The organism is Pannonibacter sp. Q-1 (assembly GCF_054073275.1).
Genome location: NZ_JBSXNB010000011.1, coordinates 20,386 through 39,795, shown reverse-complemented (window position 1 = coordinate 39,795; position 19,410 = coordinate 20,386). Strand labels below are relative to the sequence as shown.

At 66.2% G+C, this 19,410-nt stretch carries 24 protein-coding genes; 1 reads left to right on the top strand and 23 read right to left on the bottom strand.

Translation table 11 applies throughout. The annotated features are described in order from the left end of the window. Positions 1–276: 276 nt before the first annotated feature. The 10 genes from ACVNHC_RS23190 to ACVNHC_RS23145 all read right to left on the bottom strand — a co-directional run bounded on the left by ACVNHC_RS23190 (position 277) and on the right by ACVNHC_RS23145 (position 10,526). The gene (locus ACVNHC_RS23190; protein ID WP_457169736.1) at positions 277–1,677 is read right to left on the bottom strand and encodes an ATP-binding protein; all 1,401 of its coding nucleotides are present in this window, start codon (positions 1,675–1,677) and stop codon (positions 277–279) included. Next, entirely contained in the window at positions 1,674–2,336 is a 663-nt protein-coding gene (locus ACVNHC_RS23185; RefSeq protein ID WP_457169734.1) for a response regulator transcription factor, read from the bottom strand. The genes ACVNHC_RS23190 and ACVNHC_RS23185 overlap by 4 nt, the downstream gene beginning before the upstream one ends. A 57-nt stretch (positions 2,337–2,393) precedes the next feature. Beyond that, positions 2,394–2,651 (bottom strand): PepSY domain-containing protein, encoded by a 258-nt coding sequence (locus ACVNHC_RS23180; protein WP_055455670.1) that lies wholly within the window; start codon positions 2,649–2,651, stop codon positions 2,394–2,396. 120 nt (positions 2,652–2,771) lie between these two features. Further along, positions 2,772–2,972 (bottom strand): hypothetical protein, encoded by a 201-nt coding sequence (locus ACVNHC_RS23175; protein WP_050471135.1) that lies wholly within the window; start codon positions 2,970–2,972, stop codon positions 2,772–2,774. 24 nt (positions 2,973–2,996) lie between these two features. After that, entirely contained in the window at positions 2,997–3,881 is an 885-nt protein-coding gene (locus tag ACVNHC_RS23170; protein ID WP_209004795.1) for a glycoside hydrolase family protein, read from the bottom strand. 45 nt (positions 3,882–3,926) lie between these two features. Then, on the bottom strand, positions 3,927–4,652 hold the full coding sequence (locus tag ACVNHC_RS23165) for a DUF2793 domain-containing protein (RefSeq protein WP_457169731.1): 726 nt from the start codon (positions 4,650–4,652) through the stop codon (positions 3,927–3,929). Then, complete coding sequence (locus ACVNHC_RS23160) at positions 4,645–8,511, bottom strand: baseplate multidomain protein megatron (protein ID WP_457169729.1); 3,867 nt, start codon at positions 8,509–8,511, stop codon at positions 4,645–4,647. The genes ACVNHC_RS23165 and ACVNHC_RS23160 overlap by 8 nt, the downstream gene beginning before the upstream one ends. Continuing rightward, complete coding sequence (locus tag ACVNHC_RS23155) at positions 8,499–8,954, bottom strand: NlpC/P60 family protein (RefSeq protein ID WP_082676089.1); 456 nt, start codon at positions 8,952–8,954, stop codon at positions 8,499–8,501. Before ACVNHC_RS23155 ends, ACVNHC_RS23160 begins: the two co-directional genes overlap by 13 nt. Then, complete coding sequence (locus ACVNHC_RS23150; protein WP_457169727.1) at positions 8,944–9,837, bottom strand: DUF2163 domain-containing protein; 894 nt, start codon at positions 9,835–9,837, stop codon at positions 8,944–8,946. The genes ACVNHC_RS23155 and ACVNHC_RS23150 overlap by 11 nt, the downstream gene beginning before the upstream one ends. 56 nt (positions 9,838–9,893) lie before the next feature. After that, on the bottom strand, positions 9,894–10,526 hold the full coding sequence (locus tag ACVNHC_RS23145) for a phage distal tail protein, Rcc01695 family (protein ID WP_457169725.1): 633 nt from the start codon (positions 10,524–10,526) through the stop codon (positions 9,894–9,896). Positions 10,527–10,620: 94 nt separating this feature from the next. Between ACVNHC_RS23145 and ACVNHC_RS23140 the strand changes: the two genes are divergently transcribed. Then, on the top strand, positions 10,621–10,857 hold the full coding sequence (locus tag ACVNHC_RS23140; RefSeq protein ID WP_055455677.1) for a YdcH family protein: 237 nt from the start codon (positions 10,621–10,623) through the stop codon (positions 10,855–10,857). Between the two features lie 99 nt (positions 10,858–10,956). Here the strand turns inward: ACVNHC_RS23140 and ACVNHC_RS23135 are convergent, their stop codons facing one another. The 13 genes from ACVNHC_RS23135 to ACVNHC_RS23075 all read right to left on the bottom strand — a co-directional run bounded on the left by ACVNHC_RS23135 (position 10,957) and on the right by ACVNHC_RS23075 (position 19,357). Further along, a complete protein-coding gene (locus ACVNHC_RS23135) occupies positions 10,957–11,538 on the bottom strand; it encodes a phage tail tape measure protein (protein WP_457169723.1) in 582 nt (193 codons plus the stop codon). Further along, entirely contained in the window at positions 11,520–11,768 is a 249-nt protein-coding gene (locus ACVNHC_RS23130; RefSeq protein ID WP_457169721.1) for a phage tail assembly chaperone, read from the bottom strand. The genes ACVNHC_RS23135 and ACVNHC_RS23130 overlap by 19 nt, the downstream gene beginning before the upstream one ends. Next, positions 11,765–12,115: a gene transfer agent family protein gene (locus tag ACVNHC_RS23125; protein WP_457169719.1), complete on the bottom strand. Its 351-nt coding sequence runs from the start codon at positions 12,113–12,115 to the stop codon at positions 11,765–11,767. The genes ACVNHC_RS23130 and ACVNHC_RS23125 overlap by 4 nt, the downstream gene beginning before the upstream one ends. A 14-nt stretch (positions 12,116–12,129) precedes the next feature. Continuing rightward, positions 12,130–12,543 (bottom strand): phage major tail protein, TP901-1 family, encoded by a 414-nt coding sequence (locus tag ACVNHC_RS23120; protein ID WP_058900356.1) that lies wholly within the window; start codon positions 12,541–12,543, stop codon positions 12,130–12,132. A 31-nt stretch (positions 12,544–12,574) separates the two neighbouring features. Beyond that, a complete protein-coding gene (locus tag ACVNHC_RS23115; protein ID WP_457169717.1) occupies positions 12,575–12,982 on the bottom strand; it encodes a DUF3168 domain-containing protein in 408 nt (135 codons plus the stop codon). Then, positions 12,979–13,302 carry a phage head closure protein gene (locus tag ACVNHC_RS23110; protein WP_186415352.1) on the bottom strand — a complete coding sequence of 108 codons (324 nt, stop codon included), beginning with the start codon at positions 13,300–13,302 and terminating at the stop codon, positions 12,979–12,981. Before ACVNHC_RS23110 ends, ACVNHC_RS23115 begins: the two co-directional genes overlap by 4 nt. Continuing rightward, a complete protein-coding gene (locus tag ACVNHC_RS23105) occupies positions 13,299–13,865 on the bottom strand; it encodes a head-tail connector protein (RefSeq protein ID WP_457169715.1) in 567 nt (188 codons plus the stop codon). Before ACVNHC_RS23105 ends, ACVNHC_RS23110 begins: the two co-directional genes overlap by 4 nt. Before the next feature lie 111 nt (positions 13,866–13,976). Next, positions 13,977–15,263 (bottom strand): phage major capsid protein, encoded by a 1,287-nt coding sequence (locus ACVNHC_RS23100; protein WP_457169713.1) that lies wholly within the window; start codon positions 15,261–15,263, stop codon positions 13,977–13,979. Between the two features lie 11 nt (positions 15,264–15,274). Then, positions 15,275–15,763, bottom strand: coding sequence for an HK97 family phage prohead protease (locus ACVNHC_RS23095; RefSeq protein ID WP_457169711.1), 489 nt, complete (start codon positions 15,761–15,763; stop codon positions 15,275–15,277). Between the two features lie 333 nt (positions 15,764–16,096). Further along, on the bottom strand, positions 16,097–16,291 hold the full coding sequence (locus ACVNHC_RS23090) for a hypothetical protein (RefSeq protein WP_019962746.1): 195 nt from the start codon (positions 16,289–16,291) through the stop codon (positions 16,097–16,099). After that, positions 16,288–17,481 (bottom strand): phage portal protein, encoded by a 1,194-nt coding sequence (locus ACVNHC_RS23085; protein WP_457169709.1) that lies wholly within the window; start codon positions 17,479–17,481, stop codon positions 16,288–16,290. Before ACVNHC_RS23085 ends, ACVNHC_RS23090 begins: the two co-directional genes overlap by 4 nt. An 87-nt stretch (positions 17,482–17,568) precedes the next feature. Beyond that, complete coding sequence (locus ACVNHC_RS23080; RefSeq protein ID WP_457169780.1) at positions 17,569–18,813, bottom strand: DNA-packaging protein; 1,245 nt, start codon at positions 18,811–18,813, stop codon at positions 17,569–17,571. Next, positions 18,794–19,357, bottom strand: coding sequence for a hypothetical protein (locus ACVNHC_RS23075; RefSeq protein ID WP_457169707.1), 564 nt, complete (start codon positions 19,355–19,357; stop codon positions 18,794–18,796). The genes ACVNHC_RS23080 and ACVNHC_RS23075 overlap by 20 nt, the downstream gene beginning before the upstream one ends. Positions 19,358–19,410: the final 53 nt, after the last annotated feature.

The following is a 19,410-nucleotide window of genomic DNA, read 5'->3' as shown; positions in this document are numbered from 1 at the left end:
GACCGGTTCGCGCGTTCTCAAACGCGACAACGCAAGAATGGTAACAAGGTTCCCATACTGCGCCCGTTATCCTTAAAATTTCCCAAATTTATGGCCGAATCACGCCATCTTGATGAAACATTAGGGATGTTGCAGCGCACTCTTAGTGATGTAGGTCACAGGGTGGCGGACGTCCAGTAAAGCTGCATTACCCAACCTTACAGAGTCCCTCCTGCAAACCCGTGCGGCGCATGGGCAGTGTCACGGTGTAATGCGTCAGCACCGAAAGACCTGGCGTCAGACCCCAGGCAGCAGCAGGCGTGCTTTCAGTCCGCCAAGTTCCGAAGACGACAGCTCGAAACTGCCGCCATAAAGCCCCGCCAGATCGGCAACGATCGACAGCCCGAGCCCCGTGCCGGGCACGCTTTCGTCCAGCCGCTTGCCGCGTTTCACGGCTTCCTTGCGCTGCTCCTCCGTCAGGCCCGGCCCGTCATCCTCGACGATGATTTCGATGAACTGACGGCCTGGGGTTCCGGTGTCTGTCAGCCGCGATGTCAGCCGCACCTCGTACCTTGCCCACTTGCAGGCATTGTCCATCAGGTTCCCGGCCATTTCCTCGAGGTCCTGCTGCTCGCCCCGAAAGCGCATCCCTTCGGCGCAATCGGCGGAGATATCCAGCCCTTTGGCATCATGGATGCGTTCCATCACGCGGGCCAGCTTTGTCAGAACCGGTTCGGCCGGAGTTGCCACGCCAATCACCCGCCGCTGGGCAGCCACCCGCGCCCGCTCAAGATGATGGTCAACCTGCGTGCGCATGATGCCGGCCTGTTCGGCCATCTTTTCCGCAAATGGCCCGCCCTGTGCCCGGGCTTCATTGGAAATCACGCTTAGCGGCGTCTTCAGGGCATGGGCCAGATTGCCCACATGCGTGCGGGCGCGCTCCACCACTTCCCGGTTCGAGGCAATCAGCGCATTCAACTCCACGGCAAGCGGGGCAAGTTCCGAGGGCAGATCCTCCTCCACCCGCTCGGCGTCGCCCTGCCGGACCGCCGCCAGCGATGCCTGCAGGCGCTTCAGCGGCACAAGTCCATAGCGGACCTGAAGAAACACCGCAGCCACCAGCCCGAGGCCAAAGACGAACAGCGTCAGCGCCACCTGCCCGGCAAAGGCTCTCACATCCTGCCGCAGCCCGGCTGTGCGACCGGCCACGGCAATGAGATAGCTTTTGCCTCCGAAGGAGATGATCCGCTGCGTCACCCGCAATTCGTCGTCACCCGGGCCTATCATGGCGGCGCTGCCGCTGCGCTCCCCCTCGCCCAGCGCGGGAAGGTTCAACGGATCTCCGAGCAGCGAAGGCGAGGCGAACACCCGCTCGCCTCCCGCCAGATCCGTCACCGTCCAGTACCAGCCCGAAAGCGGCAGGGAGAAGCGCGGCTCTCCCAGATTGTCCGGCCTGTTCAGCGGCTCTCCGGCAGCGGCAGGCGCCATCGCGCCAATGATGCTCTTCTGGTAGACCTCAAGCTGGCTGTCAAAGCCACGCTCCACCGCCTCGCGGTAAAGGCCGACGAGGATAACGCCCGCGATCACAAGCGCTGCCGTCGACCAGAGCGAGGCAGCGAGCACCAGCCGTGTTGCCAGAGACCTGCGCCGCGGCGGCCCTGCCGCCTCACTCGGCGAAGCCTGATCCGGCCCGCTCACACCGGTTCTCCCATCCGGTAGCCAAGCCCACGGATGGTTTCGATATAGTCACCGCCCAGCTTCTTGCGCAGGCGTCCGACAAAGACCTCGATCGTATTGGAATCCCGGTCAAAATCCTGATCGTAGAGATGCTCCACCAGCTCAGTGCGGGAGATCACCTTGCCCTTGTGGTGCAGCAGATAGGCCAGAAGGCGGTATTCCAGCGACGTCAGCTTCACCGAACTGCCACCCACTGTCACCCGGCTGGTGCGCAAATCGGCGCGCAGGTCACCGCATTCGATTTCATTGGAGGCAAGGCCGGCCGCGCGGCGCACCAGCGCCCGCACCCGCGCCAGCACTTCCTCCATATGGAAGGGCTTGGCCACATAGTCATCCGCGCCCGCATCAATGCCAGCCACCTTGTCAGACCAGCGGTCGCGGGCGGTCAGGATCAGCACAGGCATCGTGCGCTTGTTCCGGCGCCATTTTTCCAGCACCGAAATGCCGTCGAGCACTGGCAGGCCGAGATCCAGCACCACAGCGTCATAGGGCTCCGTGTCGCCGAGATAGTGCCCCTCCTCGCCGTCATAGGCACGATCCACAACATAGCCCGCTTCGGTCAGTGCCTCGGCAAGCTGGCGGTTCAGGTCCTTGTCGTCTTCAACAATGAGGAGGCGCATCTGTCTTCCCGGATGGATCTGTCTATCGTCACATTTAGGCGAGTCTTCGCCCTGTGCCTACCGGCTGGCATCGACAACGACTGTCGTCACCTGTCCGTTGGCCAGCACGGAGAGACGGTAGACATAGCGCCCGCCCTCGATACACAGCTGCGCCTTGACGATTTCGCCGCCCACGGAGCCTGCAACAGCACCCAGCGGCTGCGCCTGCCCGCTTGCCACGGCCTGCTGTGCCTCGCCCTGCGACAGGCAATTGGCTGCAGCCGGGACAAGTCCGGCAAGAAGAAAGAGAAGGGCGGCGGCAAAAGATCTGGTCACGGGACTGTTCCTGCTTCGGTTCGGGCCGGAAGTATCCCTTTTGTAGCTGCCTCTGCCTGAATGGCAAATGAACGGGGCTGACAGTCTCCCGTCAGCCCCAAGCATCTTTTCAGGCCCCGCTTACTTGCGCCAGGCCGCAGGCTCCGTCGTCACATGCCGCAGGAGGATGTTGATGAGGCCGATCGCCATGACGGCAAACGGCCCCCAGCCACCCGGTAAAATTTTGCTCCAGTCGATCACCTCCAGCTGGTCCAGCACTCCGCCACCCAGACTGGCGATGCCAACCGCTCCATTGAAGGCAAGTGTCTTCCAACCATTCATGTGCCTGTCCTTCCGCATCAGGTTTCAGGAAATGAGCTGGCGGGCAAGCAGCCGGATACGGCCCCGGTTTGCCCACACCAGATAGGTCACGAAGGCAAGGCCAGCCAGCGCCAGCCCCCAGCCAAGGACTTCCACCCAGGCATCGCCATTCGAAACGGAAACGCCCGCGCCAGTCGCACCGCAGATGAGTGTTCCGGCCACACCTTTCTGCTTTCCAACGGCGCGCTCCAGTTCGGAGAGGGTTGCCGGGCCCAGCCTGCCGTCGAGCTTCAGCGGCGGGTGCTCGATCTGGAATGCCAGCACCGCCGCCCGTGTGATCGGCCCTTCGATCCCGTCGGCAGGGCCGGGCTTGAAGCCAAGCCGTGCCAGCATCTGCTGGCCCCGCATCACCTCAGGGTCCGGCTCGGGCAAGGAGTTATGCCCGTTGAAGCCATAATCGCCCCCCTGAAGAAGCTGGGCTTCTTCGGACCTGCGCCGGACCAGTCCCGGCAGAATGCGCCCTCCGGCCCGGATGCCGGTCATGGCCAGCAGCCGCGCGGCCTCGGCCACGTTTCCGGCCGCCAGCGCCGCCGCCCAGCGCCAGGAGAGGCACTGTTCTCCGAGATTGTAGACAGCCGAAACAACCGCATCGAACTGGTTCTGCGGCAGCTTGCCGAAGCGGCGCAGCACCGCAGCGCCATATTCATGATCTGCCAGCGTCTTCAGCACGGTATTGGCATCGGCGCGGTCGATCATGTCTCCGGCCTTGAGGTCCTTGCGGCCCCGCTTCGTCCACCAGTCACGGAACAGCCGGGAGGCAAGGGTGAAGCCGTAACCGATCGTCGGCACCCCGGCCGGATCCATGTAGGCACGCGAGGAAAAGCCCTCGTGCCGGGCAATAAAGGCAAGCCCTTCAGGACTGACATTCATGATCATCACTCCCTCGACAACACTTGAACTCGTGGCCTTGCGCCTTCACGCTGCAGGCACCCCCGCGATCAGGCACTGCACCGCCACGCGGACGGCACCGCCGGTGAAGTTCCCGCCATTGGCCGACAGGCGCACGCTGGTGGGCGCATAGAAGGCGGTCGGGCCAATCACTCCCGCATTCTGCGCTCCGGCGGTGATGCCCAAAGCCCCGCCAAACTTCGACCTTTCGGAAGAAAGTCCGCAGTCATAGGACGCAGCACCTGTGACTGTTGTGAGTGTCCGGCAGGAGACGGCGAAGACCACCGCCCGGTCCGGGATCAGGCCCGGCGCCTCCACATGAGCCCCGCTCATCCCGGAGAGCGTCGCCTCCAGCACGGAGAGACCTGCCGTCGCCCCGCCGCTGCTGCGGGCCAGCACCATCTGCGGCCCGAGCAGTGCGGCATAGTCCCGCCAGCCCCCACCGGAGAAAACCAGCAGCTTGCCCTCGGACGCGAGAAAGGCCCGCAGCCCCTCAAAGCCCGGATAAAACACCCAGGCACCGCCGCTGTAATGCGCCGCCTTGCCCTCGTGTCCGGTGAAATCCCCCCAGGCACCGGAGGCGACCAGAAAGCTATCCCCCTCTCCGGCAGCGGCAGGCGGCGCCTGCCGCTCCTCGATCAGCCGCAGATGCGCCAGCGCATCCAGCCGCACCAGCGCCTCGTTGTGGGTCACGTGTTTCTGCGCTTGAGCTGCCGCAATCAGCGGCAGGCCCAGCCTTGCTGTCTCAGACATTCAACACCTCTTTCAGGAATGCGCCCGGCCCTGCCTCGGGCGAAATCTGGCAGACCTGAACCGCAAGGCTCGCCACTGGCCCGCCGAAGTCGGCAGATTCATCCGCAGCCGGATAGACCAGGCTGGTGGCCGTGCTGGTCAGCGACCGCAGAACGCTCCCGCCCGGGGCGGACAGAATGTCCACGCGGTAGACTTCCGCCGTCTCGCCCAGCGGCACCTCCGCAAGGTCCCAGCTGTCGCCGCCCTTTCGGGTCCGCCGTATCCACGACAGGCGGATGCCTCCGCTCTCCCGCAATGCCCTCAGATGCACCGGCGCCAGCGGCAAGGCCGCCCGGCCGCTCGCCGCAAAGTCCACATCCCTCCGGGCTGCCGTGTCCAAAGCCGCACCGGCGGGCAGGATTCGATAGGTCAGCGAACGCCCCAGCAGATCCGCCTCCAGCGGCAGTGCCGCATGGGTGCCATCCAGCAGAACAATGGTCGCACCGGCTTCAGCTCCAGCCGCCGCCTCTGTCTCGCTGCCCTTCTGCCCGCGCAGCAGCCCCGTCAGGCGGTACCGCCGCGTGCCCATCAGCTCCGCATTGCGGAACTGAAGCAGCTCATATCCACCCGTCCGGCTCAGAACAGCCATCGCATTGGCACCAGAAAGCACCGCTTCCGCATTGCGGCTTTGCATCAGCCCACCGTGGATCTCCACCTCGCAGACGGAAGCCTCATCCCATCGCCACACCGGCCCCGGTGGCAGATCCGCCGTCAGCGTGCCAGTGGTGGCCGGCCGCTCCAGCCGCGCCACTTCCTCAAAACTGTCGCCCGTCCGGCTGCGCAGCACTGCCAGTTCCCCCGGCCAGGGCCGCGCAAAAGCCGCAACCACGGGAGAGAAGGCACCATCCGTGTCCTGCAGCAGCGGCAGGTCCATCATCACCACATGCGGCGGCCCCGCTTCCGTATCCTGCCAGACAGACGCCCGGCTCTGCGGCGTGCGGGACACCGCCAGAACCGGCGCGCTGCGCACCGCCTCGATCTTCCGCGTCTGCGCAGTCTCGATCCGCTCGATCCGCAGGCGCAGCGCAGGCGAGAACACCTGATCCGGCGTTTCCGCAATCTCCACCAGATCGCCAACCTCAAATCTGGCCTCTGTTGGCGGCAGGGAGAATTCCACCCTCTCCCGCTCCGCCCAGACCCGCTGCAGCCGGGCATCCGCCGCCTGCATCAGCACCACCGGATTGGCCGTGACGGCCAGATCCTGCGAACTCACCGTCCGGCTTCCCCCTTCGAGGCGGCGGCTGGCCACCACCTGCCGGCGGAAGTCCTGCTGCGGATCTTCGCCTGACAACCGGATCTCGCTCGCCAGCTCGGCATTCTGCGCCCGCATCCGGCTCAGCAGCGGCTGGTCTTCCGCCTCTTCTGCCAGCAGGTGCCCGTCCAGCGCATACACTCTGCCCGTCCCGGCAATGGCAAAGCGCAGCCGGTCCCCCAGATCCAGCGCCTGCCCGCCAAAGGCCTCCAGAAGCGGTTCGATGGCATCTCGCAATGAAACTGGCCCAGCCAGCGTCATCCCTTCGACAACAGCGGCCGGCCCCAGCACGTCGCAGGCCTCACCATCGATGCCGAAATCCTCCAGCATCTGCCGTATCAATCCGGCAATACTCACCGAGCCAAGCCGCCCGTTCAGCCAGTGCCCGACCTCCCAGTTGCCCCCGTCCGACCAGACGTCGCCATAGACCGGAAAGGCCGGAAAAGGCCGGGCGTCATAGGTCCAAAGATGCAGATTGGCCTCATCCACCATCCGCCCGCCATAGACGGGTGAGACCGGATTGTCCCCGCGCGCCAGCTCCGGATGATTGCCGCCCCAGTAGCTCAATACCGCCTCCAGCCCCATCCGCTGCATGGCGTCATCACGCGTTCCGCTGGAAAAATGCGGCGGGGTGGATTCCGATGATTTCGGATCGACGAACACATTCGGCTGGTTCGCCCCACGGTCAATCGCCGGAATGCCCAGTTCGGTGAACCAGATGGGCTTGGACATGGGCACCCAGGCCGTCGCCGCACCCAGCTCCACCCCGCCCACCCGCTCCACATGCGGGTTTTCCCACCATCCCCGGATATCCTTGGCGCGGTAGACGAAGGGCTTGCCATAGGCCCCATCGGTGATCGGCGTGCGCTGTCCCGCCCGCCGCTCCGCATCCGAGCGGTAATACCAGTCGAAATACTCCCCGCCCGCCACTCCGGCCCGCAAGGCTTCAAGATCATAGGGTGCCTCGCCGTCTTCGCCCTTCAGGTCCGTCAGCGGCAGGTAATTGTCGATGCCGACGAAATCCACCGCTGGGTCAGCCCACAACGGATCCAGCGGAAACCGCACCTCCCCCTCCTGCGGCTGATGCGCGCCATATTCGGACCAGTCCGCCGCATAGGAAATCTTCGTCCCGGCCCTCAGCACGCCGCGCACATCTGCTGTCAGCGCTCTCAGTGCCATCACGAAGGGATAGCTGCCGCCGCCAGCGCTTGCCCTGGTCAGCCCGCGCATTTCCGAGCCGGTCAGAAAGGCATCAACACCGCCCGCCGCTTCCGCCAGATGCGCCAGATGCAGGATGAAACGCCGGTAGCCCCAGTCCTCCGCATTGCCGCTGAACCCGATCGCCTCGCCGCTCACACTGAAATGGGCGGGCATCGCGCTTCCCATGAAGGCCGCCACATCTGCCGCAACACTCCCCGAGGGCACGATCCGCCCGCGCCAGGGATAGACCGGCTGCGACGCCCCGCCCTCAGGCGCAGGCAGGCTGTTGCCAGCCGGGATATCCATGAGGATGAAGGGATAGAGCACCACCCTCAGCCTCCGGGCCTTCAGATCGCGGATGGCTGCAATCACGCTGGCATCACAAGGCGTTCCGCCAAAGGCTGGCCGCCCGTCAATCTGCGAAACAAGCTGCGCACCCGCTCGTGTCACCGGGCCCACCTGCCAGGTCATGCCGGAGGTGTTGCGGCTCGCTGTCTCCACCTTCGGCCGGATGGAGCACTGTCCGGCTCTAAGGTTATCCCCGAACCAGGCTACCACGAGCGCCACGCTCTCCAGCGCCGGACACAGCGCCTGCAATTCGTCCAGTGCCGCGTGCCAGTCGCTGGCGGCGATGGACGTGTGCCGGTTCACCACCACCGTCGTGCCGGTGGAGGGCTCGTCGGTGACCTTGGTGGGAGCATAGACAAACTCGCCCGCACCGGGGATCAGCGTCACAGCCTTCACCATTGGCTCCAGCCGCTCCACCACCCGCACCACCTCGAAGGACAGCTGCGGCAGACGGTTGCCGAAGCTCTCCAGCGGCAGCCGCTCGAACACCACATAGGCCGTCCCGCGATAGGCCGGAGCCACACCCTGCACGGCCGTGATCAAGGGATCCGGCCCTTGCGTCCGCGTGCCCGTATAGATGCGGTGATTGATGCCGGAGAGATCCAGCAGCTTGCCATCGGCCCACACGCGCCCGATCCGCGCCACCGGCCCTTCGCACAGGGCCACGGCCAAACTGCCGTAATAGCTGTAGCTGCGCACCGTCGTGCGTGATCCGCCGCCCGCCTTTCCGCCGGAGGTCTCCTCGCTGACTTCCTCCTCGAAACGTGTCGCCCAGATCACCTGCCCTGCCAGCCGCACCCGGCCATAGATCAATGGCAGGGAGGCCCCCTCAGCAGAGGACTGGACCGAAAGATCGGCCAGCCGGCCGGACTCCACCGTCCGGCTGCTGCCGAACAGGGAATTGTCGATCAGACTCCCGGCCACAGCGCCCGCCGCACGCCCCAGAATGCCACCAATGGCCCCAATTCCAGCCATGTTGCCAAGGGCCTGACCGGCCGCTGCAAGGATCAGGGTTGCCATGGCAGAACTCCGGGAAAGGAAAACACATGCGAAATGCGCCGCGACCACGCAGGCACCAGCGGGCTTTCGATCACGCCTGCCCGCTCATAGGCGTGGATCAGGCCGCCCGTTTCACTCAGGAGACCTGCGTGTTTCACCGGCGCTCCGTCGCGCCAGCGGAACAGCACCACATCGCCCGGCGCGCCAGTCCCTGACGCCGGCACAAGCCAGGTCCCGGCCGCCTTCAGCAGGCTCTCGCCCGCACTGCCCGCTTCCGCCCACTGCGGCGAATAGGCCGGCACAGGCACAGGCTCCGGCCCCACAAACTGGCGCCACAGCCCCCGGACAAGTCCAAGACAGTCGCACCCCACGCCCTTCAGCGAGGCCTGATGCCGGTAGGGTGTGCCGATCCAACTGCGCGCTTCGGCCAGCAACACCGCCCGTGAAATCCCGTCAGGAGACAATCGCCCCTCCATCGTTCTCACCTGAATTGCGGTTCGGGTAGGACAGGACGAAATCCGTCCCCGGCATATGCGGAAAGCCTTGAAAGTTCAGAGCATTGGCGAATCTCACCTGACAGGTGGCAAAGCGCTTGTCACAGCCCGCCGTCACCGTGATGCCGGTCCCGGCCGCCAGCATCTGCGGCGACGCCAGCCACAGCACCAGTTCAGCACCCACATCCGTCCGGTCGTGCCGGGCCACCTCGCAGGCAAAGCCGGACAGCGTGCCACTGGTCACCACCAGCCGCCCGCCGTCGAACCAGCCGCCGGCGTAGGAATGAAGTCCTGAGACCCGCAGCCGCCGCGCGTCATGCGAGAGGAGCACCGTTCCTGTTCCCCGGTAGGTGGCTGAGGTCAGATCCACACCGCAGCGCGCATCCCCCAGATCCGCGTCGCACTGGCCGGAGAACACCCGCCCCCGCCGCGCCTCCAGCGCCTGCGAAAGGCCGCGCAGCTCGGCCCGGAACACAAGCCCCGCTCGTGTCACCTCGCCGATCGTCGCCCGCCGCTCCAGGAGCACCTGCGAGGGATCAGCCCAGTTGACGAGATAGGCCCGAACCCCGGCTCCATCCCACAGCCCCGCCTCCAGTTCGGCGTCGCTCAGGCCCTCGCTCGTCAGGCTGCCGCTCACCTCGCCGCCACCCACGGCCAGTCCCGGCCCTTCCGTCACCGCGCTGCGCTCCAGTCCGTTGGCCGGGTGGCACATCACGCCCTGCACGGTCAGCGCCCGGTCGTGGTCGGTGAAGCCAAGCATCACCCCATCACTGCGCGTCACCAGCCAGCAGGCGCAAAGCGTCGTGATCCGGCCCGCCAGATGGGCGGCCAGTGCCTCGTCGATTGTTTTCATGGATGATTTTCCTGCTTCGCAGCGCGGACGACTTCCACGGCTTGCGGCAAAAATTCCTAGAGCCGGATTTCCACCAGCGGAATGGCCGGCGCCTCGCCTGCCTCAAAGTGCGTCAGGCTGAAATCCAGCGTATCGGTGTCAAACCGCACCGGCACATCGAACAGGAACCCCGCCCGCACCCTCGCACCGTTTGCAGGCGCGGCGGCAAGCACTACCTCGCCCGTCCCTGCATCAAAACTGAACGCCGCCGGAGCCAGCGCCACACCTTCCACGCTGACCTGCAGGCTTCCGGCAACCGGCAGCGTGATACTGCGCGTATAGGAAAGATTGCCTGTCCCGTAGATTTTCACCAGCGCAAACCGGGTCCGCGATCCATCCCCCAGCCCCAGCAGACAATCTCCTGCCCCAGGTGCCCCCCCGGCCAAGGCAGAACTGTTGTCAAAGGGATCTCGGAACCGGAACCCATAGAGCCGCCCCCTTGCCCGCTCGAAGAGCCCGGCCACCGCCCGCAGGTCCATCAGCGACCGCACGCCGGAGCCCGCATCATAGCGCCTGCGACTGTCCGCCCATCTGGCGTTACGGGCTTCCTGACCGCTCGCCAGCTGTACCACCTCGGTCCGGCGTTCCGGCCCGCCTCTGGCACCAAAGGCCACCGGCAATGGAAAACTCTCGTCCAGAAATCCAGCCACGGCATGCTCCCCCGTGTTCTTGCGGTTTTTTGATCTTGCTCAAAGACGGTTCCGGGTCGCCCGGCCATGGTCAGCACACATAAGGAGGACCTGAATGAGCCACGTTGCCCACGAACTTCATGAGGAATTTCCGGAGGCGGCCGGGGCGCTTCACGCGTTGAAGCTGTCCAACGCCCACTTTGCGAAACTGGCCGACGATTATCATGAAGTGAACAGGGAGCTTCACAGGATCGAGAGCGGCATTGCCCCTGCGTCTGATGAAGCTACGGAAGACCTCAAGAAGAAACGCCTTCACCTGAAGGACCAGATTGCAGCCATGCTGGCTGCCTGAAGCTTACAGATGCAAGCATTGGCCGGTCCGGTATCTCACCTGACCGGCCAATGCTTCCCGGGAACACCGGCCATTGAGCCCCTCCTCTTCAAGCCGGTGTTAGAGCCCGCGCCGTCCCCGTCCGACGGCGCGGGCCACCATTGCCGAGACTTGCGCTTCCGACCTGCGGAAACTGGGCGCATCCGGCGTGGTCACGTTGACGACCACCGTTCCCCCGCCATTGCCGTGAGGTCCAGCCACCCCCAGCCGTCCGTCCGCGCCGCGCTGCAGGGGCAAAATGGCCTCTGCCCCTGCCTCCCCCATCAGCCCCAGCCCACTGCCATGACCGAAAAAGGTCGGTGAGGACACCACGCCCCCGTCTGCGAACAACGATACACCGGAGCTGAACAGCCCGGACACGCCGCTTGCAACGCTTGAGGCTGCCGAACCCAGCAGGCTGCTCACCGCATTTCCCGCCAGATTTGTCAGCGGTGCCAGCGCACTGGAAAGCGTCCGCGACGACAGGCTCAGAACCATCGACTTCATCACGCTGTCGAGCGATTTGCCGCTGACCAGCGCAGACTTGAGACCGGTGTTCAGCACACGGGAAAAGTCGTTTGCCGTGCGCTGCATGTCCTGCATCTGAAGTGCCATCCGGTCGAGATCGGCACTCCCTGTTCCAATCAGGCTGTCGTCTGCCATCCCGTCTCTCCTTCATCCGGAAAACGCTGCATCAGCGCCTCCAGCCCACGGCGGTTGAGAGCACCCGCTCCCCGCCGGAGGCCCAGCGCGAAGGCCAGTTCACGCGGCGTCGCGGCCCAGGTTCCGGCCGGACTCCAGCCGAGGCGCCCCATGGCGGCATGAAGCACCGCCTCCCATGGAAACGCCCCGGCCCCGCCCGCCGCAGCCTTATGCCCCGCGCCGCCCCTCAAGGGCGCGCGGTGCCCGTGGCTGCCTCCGCTGTCTCTTCGGTGCCACCAAAGGTGATCCGCAGCAGATCCGCCGCAATCGCCGCGAAACCGGCCACGCCGCCGGGCGCCCGCATCATCGCCACCTGCTCGTCGGAAACGCTGTTGCCCGCCCCGCGCAGGCCCGCTCCCAGCACGCGGATGATGTCCCGCGCCGCCAACCGCCCGCTGGCAAAGCGGTCCACCAGCCCCTGCAGATCCTCGCAGGCAAAGGCCGCCTCCAGTTCCGCCAGCGCGCCCAGCGTCAGCACCAGCGTCCATTCCCGCCCGTCCAGCATGGCGCTGATTTCGCCTCTCAGCCGGTTCGTCATCCCTGCCGCTCCCCTCAAAGGGCCGTAAAGGCCAGTTCGCCCGCGGACTCAAGGGCGATCTCATAGGTCACCTCCCCGTCATGCTGTCCGGCATATTCCAGCGCCGTGATCTGGAACGGCCCCTGAAGCGTGCCGAAATCCGGGATCACCACCTGAAAGGCCCTGATCTCGCCACTGAAAAACAGCGCCCGCGCCGTCTCGTCCGCGCTGGCGTCACGGAAAAGGCCGGAGCCCGAGATGCTGGCACTGCGGGTGCCTGCCCCAGCCAGCAATTCCCGCCAGCGCCCGGCGCTGTCCGCATTGGTGATGTCCACCGCCGCCGCATTGAGCGCGATCCTGCGGGCCCGAAGCCCCGCAAGTGTCACAAAGGAATTGCCGCTGCCCGTGCCGAGCTTCAGCAAAAGGTCACGTCCACGCTGCGCCGCCATTGCGCGCTCCTTGCCGTTTGATGTGTTGCTGTCAGTCTTCCGGGCCGGTCACGGCACGCAGGCGCAATGCCGCCCGCCAGCTCCGCCCGTCCCTCAGCCGTTCGCTGGATGTCTCGACGGCCCGCAGATCGGCCAGATGCCAGCCGTTCAGGCTGAGGCTGGAACCGAAGAGCGCCTCTGCCGCCGCCTTCACGCCCTTCACCGCCTCATCGCGGCTGTCTGCTCGGGAGTAGAGCGCCAGCACCACCTGATGCTCCATGCCCTCGTCCGGCTCACCGGCCAAAGGCCGGGACGTGATGCTCTCCAGCGTCAGATAGGGATGCGCCGCACTGCGCGGCGCCCCGTCGTGCACGTGCCCCACGCCGAGAATCAGCGTCAGGTCAGCGTTAGTGGAAAGCCGGGCAATCAGCGCGTCGCGCAGCGCCATTTCGCCGGTCATGCCTCTTCCTCCTCGCACAGGCACTGGGTCCAGCGCCGCCGCCCGTCCGGGTCCGCCGCCGCCAGCACGCGGTAGCTCTTCGCCCCGTCCGCGATGCGCCATCCGCCCGCAATGTCTTCGCGGTGCCGCAGGCGGATTTCATGCGTTGCCACGCCATCGGCCCGCGCATCACTCGCCCGCTCCGCCTGGCTGCGCAGCCGCACCGCCACATGGTCGGCGCCCATGTCCTCAAAGCTTGTCTGCGCCGCGCCCCCGGCATCCGCAGTCCGCTCCGGCTTCCACAGCCGCACCAGACGGCGCAGATCCCCCGCCCCGCTCACAGCAGCACCAGACGATAGGTGGAAAGCAGCCGGTCCAGCGCCTGCGGCATGGTGCCGTTGCCGAACTCGACGGAGGCCTCCCGGTTCTCGTACCAATGCGCCGCCAGCAGCAGGATTGCCTGCCGCAAAGGCTCAGGCACCGACGAACCATTTGGCCCGTATCCGGCAATGAACTCAATCTGGATCCCGTTCACCGGCTCAACCGGCCCCATTCCCGGCGCCGCCCTGAGGCTTCCCGGCTCGGAACCACGGTAGAACCGCCAGGCACCGGACGGCAGCGGCTGTGGCACCCCGTCCCCGTCCATCAGGTTCACCACCAGCACGTCCTGCACCGGCCCCACCGGCAGGCGCACCGCCCGCCCTGCAGGCCACGCATCCAGCATCACCTGAAGCGTCTGCGTGATCAGCGCCCGCCGCGTCAGGGCCTCCACATGCTGGCGTGCCGCCTTGATGTAATGCTCCAGCAGGGCATCTTCCTGCGTGTGAACAAGGCGCACCTGCGCCCGCAGTTCAGCCACGCTCACCGGCTCCACCGCTGGCGGGCTCGTCACCATATGGGTCATCTTGTCCTCGGAAAATCACGCCACCCGCGCGGCCAGAAAAAGACGGGCAGAAAAAAGGCCGCCCCGGTCAGCCGGGACGGCCCATCCTCATCTCATCGGCTCAGCCTGCCCTCAGGCGGAGAACACCAGCAGCTTGATGGCCGCGAAGTCCTGCACGCCGCCGCCGACACGTTTGGTCGTGTAGAACAGCACATAGGGCTTGGCCGAGTAGGGATCACGCAGGATGCGCACGCCCGTGCGGTCCACCACCAGATAGCCGCGGCGGAAATCACCAAAGGCAATTGCCGCAGCACCCGTGGCAATATCCGGCATCGCCTCCGCCTCGCTGACCGGGAAGTTCAGCAGGGTTGCCGGCGCATCGGAACTCACCGGCGGCTGCCACAGGTAGTTGCCGTCAGCATCCTTCATCTTGCGCACCGCCGCCTGCGTCCGGCGGTTCATGACGAAGCGCCCGTTCTGCCGGTAGCCGCTCTTCAGCGCATAGACGAGGTCGATCAGCTTGTCCGCCGGGCTGGTGGCGGCAAAGGCGGCATTGACGCCGGTGTTGAGCGTCCCGAGAGAGCCCCAGGCCCAGGCACTGTCCGCAAGCCGCGGCACCGAGAGGAAGCCAACCGGCTTGTTCACCCCGTCGCCATTGACAAAGGCTGCCCCCTCCTGTTCGGCGAAGGCAGTTTCCACCTCCTCGGCAAGCCACTCATCCACATTCACCGCCGCATCCTCCAGCAGCGAGGCGGTGGCCGCAGGCATGGCGTAGAGCTCCATCGCCGGGAAGGTCAATTCTGCCAACGTGGGAGCGGCCGTCTGCGGCCTTGCGGCTGTCTCGCCCACCCAGCCGGTCTGCGGGCCGGAGATGGCGAAGGGCTTCTTGAAGACACTCGACGACACCTGCCGGTTGCCCGCAATCGCACGGATCGGCGAGACAGCCGCAAGGCGGCTCAGGATGCCCGCTTCCGTCTCTTCCGGCACCAGATAGCCGCCATCAGGATCCGAGCCGATGGACATGGCCTTCACCTCCAGCGGCCGGAGCCCCTCCTCGCGGCCGGAGCGCATGTAGCCCTCGAAGGCGGCCTTGTGCTCAAGCACCTGCGCATTGCCTTCAAGGCTCTTGTGGCTCAGCTCCGGGCGGCGGCTCTTCAGCGACAACTCGTCCAGGCGGCGGCGGGTGGCGTCCAGCGCAGTATCCAGCCGGTCCAACCGCTCCAGCGTCAGCACATCGGCCGAACCGCGCCGCTCGATATCCGAAAGCCGCTCCTCGTTGGCCTCACGGTAGGCCGCAAAGGCCGCATACATCTCGTTCAGCGGATGCTCGCCGGAAACGGACGGAGCAGCGCCCGCCTTGGTCTCGTAGGGCGGCAGGCTCTTGGTCGCAAGGCCGTGCTCCACCGTCATGCCGTTCATCTCGCAATCCATCATGCGTCTCCAGTTGCAGAAGAGGACAGAGACGGCACGGGCTTCAGCCGCGCCGCATCCAGCAGCGGAAAGGTCACCAGCGACACTTCCCAAAGATCGATCTCGGCCAGCCGCCGCGCCGCGCCGCCTGCCATTTTCTGAGCCTTGATCGCCCGGAACCCGATGGAGAGGCCGTCCAGAGCCCCTGCCGTGATCAGCAGCGCCGCCTCCCGCCCAAGTTCCAGCCCGGTCAGCAGCCGCCCGGCCACATAAAGGCCCAGCTGGTCCTCCTCGATCCGGTCCCAGATGCCGATGGGACGGGACGGGTCATGCTGCCAGAGCATGCGGACGCCGGCGGCGCCCCGGCGGCCCAGTGCGGTCCGGAAGGCCCCCTTGGCCACCACATCTCCGCCGCCATCGCTCAGGTTGAACAGGCTGGCATAGCCCGCGATCCGCAAGGCGGGCTCACCGGCAGAAGCCGCCGCCAGGCGCTTGACGCCAGCCTTCATGAGGCCCTCCCGTCACCGGTCCGCTCACCAGCCCCGGCCAGCTGCGCCAGACGGCAGACAAAGGCCGCAAAAACAAAGCGATGGCAGCGGTTGCCCGTGTATTTGGGCAAGCTTGAGCCCTCGCGGCGGGCATCCGGCGCCCGCCCTCGCAAAAATCCCAGCAATGTCATGAGGTTCTTCCCTCTTTTGTCCGGTCTGATTCCGGACGAGGCTTTTCTGACGTAACGTCAGAGGCTTCACATCCTGAATCCGGAATGCCGCGTCAGCCAATTTCACCAGACGTCAGAATGAAGCCCGTTCCATGAGTCATTCCAACGCTCTGCCTGCATCCCCTCAACCCGCGTCACGGTCGTTGAAGATCTGATTCAAGCGGTCGATCTCATCAACGAAGTCGCCGAAACGCCGGTTGCAGGCCGCCAGCTCCTTCAGCAGCGCAACGGCCAGTGCCGAGGCGGAAGCGGCCCAGAGAAACAGCGCCAGATGCGCCAGGTCGCCCCGTTCGATGACGGCCTGCGTCACGCCGCTCATGCCCCGGCCTCGCCGCCTTCCGTGCCATAGCCGACCGCCTGCCGCTTCTCGTCCCGGCTCAGGAAGTCGGCCTCCCCCACCCGCCGCCACAGTGCCTCGCGCTCGGTGGACAAGGCATCGATGGCATCCATATCCGGCTCCAGCCTCAGCCCCTCGCCGAAGGCAGGCGCCAGCCAGGCTGAAAGGCTCAGTGCGGTCCTGCGCACCATCGGCAGCACGCTCTGCCGCCAGAAGGCCCGGTTGGCTTCCTGATAGTTGGCGAAGGTGTTGTCGCCCGGAATGCCGATCAGCATCGGCGGCACGCCGAAGGCCAGCGCGATTTCCCGCGCCGCCTCGCGCTTGGCCTCGATGAAGTCCATGTCCTTCGGCGTCAGCCCCATGGGCCGCCAGTCCAGCCCGCCTTCCAGAAGCAGCGGCCGCCCCGCATTGCGCGCCCCCTGATAGCCCGCCTCCAGCTCCGCCTTCAGCCGCTCGAACTGGTCTGCCGAGAGGTTCACTCCCTCCCCCGCCCCATAGACCAGCGCACCGGAGGGTCGCGCCGCATTGTCCAGCAGCGCCTTGTTCCAACCCGACGCCGCATTGTGGATGTCGAGACTCACCTGCGCCGCCTCAATGGGGGCGAAACCATAGTGATCCGACAGCGGATGGAACAGCTTCAGCTGCCGCACCTGGGCCGGTTCACCCGCATTCCCTGCCTCTCCGGACAGGCGCACGGTCTTCGCCCCGTTGCTGTAGTCAAAGGCCGCCGGCCAGCCATCCGCTCCCGGCACCACCTTCACCCGGTCCGGCCGCAGCGCATGCAGCTCGCGGGGGCTGCCGTCCAGCGGCACCTGCTCCACATAGGCATTGCCCGCCGTCAGCAGATGGCCATAGACCTGCTCGAGGAAATCCGGCCCGCTCTGTCCCGGATTGGGCCGCCCCAGCAGCGCCAGCAGCGGATGGCGCACCAGCTCCTCTTCTCCCTCGAACAGCAGCAGCGGCACGCTCGCCGCCGCCTCGCTCACCATGCGGATCACCCGGTAGACAACCGGGTTGCGGCAATAACCTTCGCGGGACAGGGCGCCATAGTCACGCGGGCTCCAGACAGGACGCCCCGCCGTCTGCCAGGCGATCACCGGCGCCGTTCTTGAAGCTTTCTCTTCAACCGCAGGCGCCTTGCGAAAAGAGTCCAGAAGCCATCCCAAGTTCATGATTTCAGACTCCTTTTTGCGCCGTCTTCACGTGGTGAGTCAGCGTCTTGAGACTGTGATTCAGTGCCGGAGAGTTCGTGCGGAGGATTAAAGCTGGCGCAGGCGCGGCTCTGCCCGCCCGCCCATCAGCAGCTCTGTCAGCGCCCAGACCAGCGCATCCATCCGGTCCGGCGAACGCCCGCTGGAAAGACCCGAAGGCCCGAAGTCGGCCATCTCGTCTTCCAGCTCCGGCATGGTGCCAACGTGGTGCACCCGCCCCTGCTCATAGAAAAGCGCCACCGGCTCGGCCCGGGCGAACTTGCCCCGGCTCGCGCGGACAGACTTCACCGGCACCGCAGGATCAGCCGCATGGATCACCTCCCGCACCATGTCACCGCCCTGATTCACCTCCGCCACAAGGCAGTCCGCCTCGTGGTGATGCCACAGCGCCACCGCCTTCGCCGCCCAGTCGGAAGGGCGCGCCTGTGCCATACTGTGGTCCCCCAGCACATAGGCCTGCCCGGCATCCGTGATGCCTGCCACCACCAGCCCGCAGGCGTCTGAGCGCTTGGTCGCGCTGGCAGGCGGATCAATGGCAATGACGATGCGGGCGAAACTCTCCGGCGCCCGGCTCACCCGGCAGGCCTCCAGCAAGTCCCGCCGCCACAGCGCACCGGGCCGGTCCTCGATCAGTTCACCGTCCAGCTCCTGCCGCCCCAGCCGCGTGCCCGCATAACGGGCCACCACCTGCTCCAGAAATCCCGGCGCCAGAAACAGCGCATTGTCCTGCGTCCCCGCCCGGCTCAGCACCGTTGCCGGCATCTCCATGATGCGCTTCAGCAGCGGCACAGCACGCGGTGTCGTCGTCACCAGCTGCCGGGGCCGCAGCCCCAGTCTCAATCCGAATTGCAGCATGTCGAAAGTCTCCTCGCCATGGCGCCATTTGGCCAGTTCATCGGCCCAGGCGATGTCAAATTGCGGCCCGCGCAGGGCCTCCGGGTCTTCCGAGGAAAAGGCCTGTGCAATGGAGCCATTCGGCCACTCCAGCCGCCTGCGGCTGGCGTTCCACTGCGGCCGCTCCGCCTTGGGGTGAATGGCGAGCAGGCCCGAGACGCCCTCGATCATCACCTCCCGCACGTCGCCATAGGTTTCCCCCACCAGCGCAATCCGGCCAGCCGGGCCGTGCGGCGCGCACCAGCGGTGCCCCAGCGCCATCGCCCGCACCCATTCGGCCCCGGCCCGCGTCTTGCCCGCACCGCGCCCGCCCATCATCAGCCAGATGCCCCAGTCCCCTTCGGGCGGCAGCTGGTGCTCATGGGCGAAGGTCGGCCAGTCATGCAGCAGAAACGCCATCTCCGCCGGGGTCAGGCTGTCCAGCACCGTGCCGATCCGCCCCGCCGTCCGGCAGGCTGCCAAGGCGGCGCGCAAGTTCCTCGCGCATCTGTTCGGGATCGCCTGTCTCATCCGCCTCCCCGCTCTGGTCCCTGTGCAATTCCAGCAGCGTGTCGAGCGTGCGGGCCAGGCTCGCCAGTGTCTTGGCCCCCTGATCCATCTCGGTCAGCTTCAGCTCGCCCTTGGCCAGCCCCGCCAGCCGCTCTTCCAGCTGCGCCACCTGCGCTTCGAAGGCCCGGTAGAGCCGGACCACCATCACGCCCCGCGCTTCCGGCCCAGCCGCCGCAAAAGCCGCCGCATCCAGCGAAGGCGCCACAGTCTTCGCCGCGCCCTTCGCCGTCCGCCTGCGCCGCACCGGCACCTTGGGCACTGCGTCAGCTTTCAGCCCTTCCCCGCCTGTCTCAGTTGGAGAAGCCGCCGCCTTGCGGCTGCGCATGCCCTTGCGCGCTGCAGGCACACGTGTCCCGTCCCTGCCCGGCCCTTCCGCCGTTGCATCTCCTGTCATCCCGCCGTCTCCGGAGTGTTCAAAACGCGCGCGCAGCGCTCACAGGCAAACCG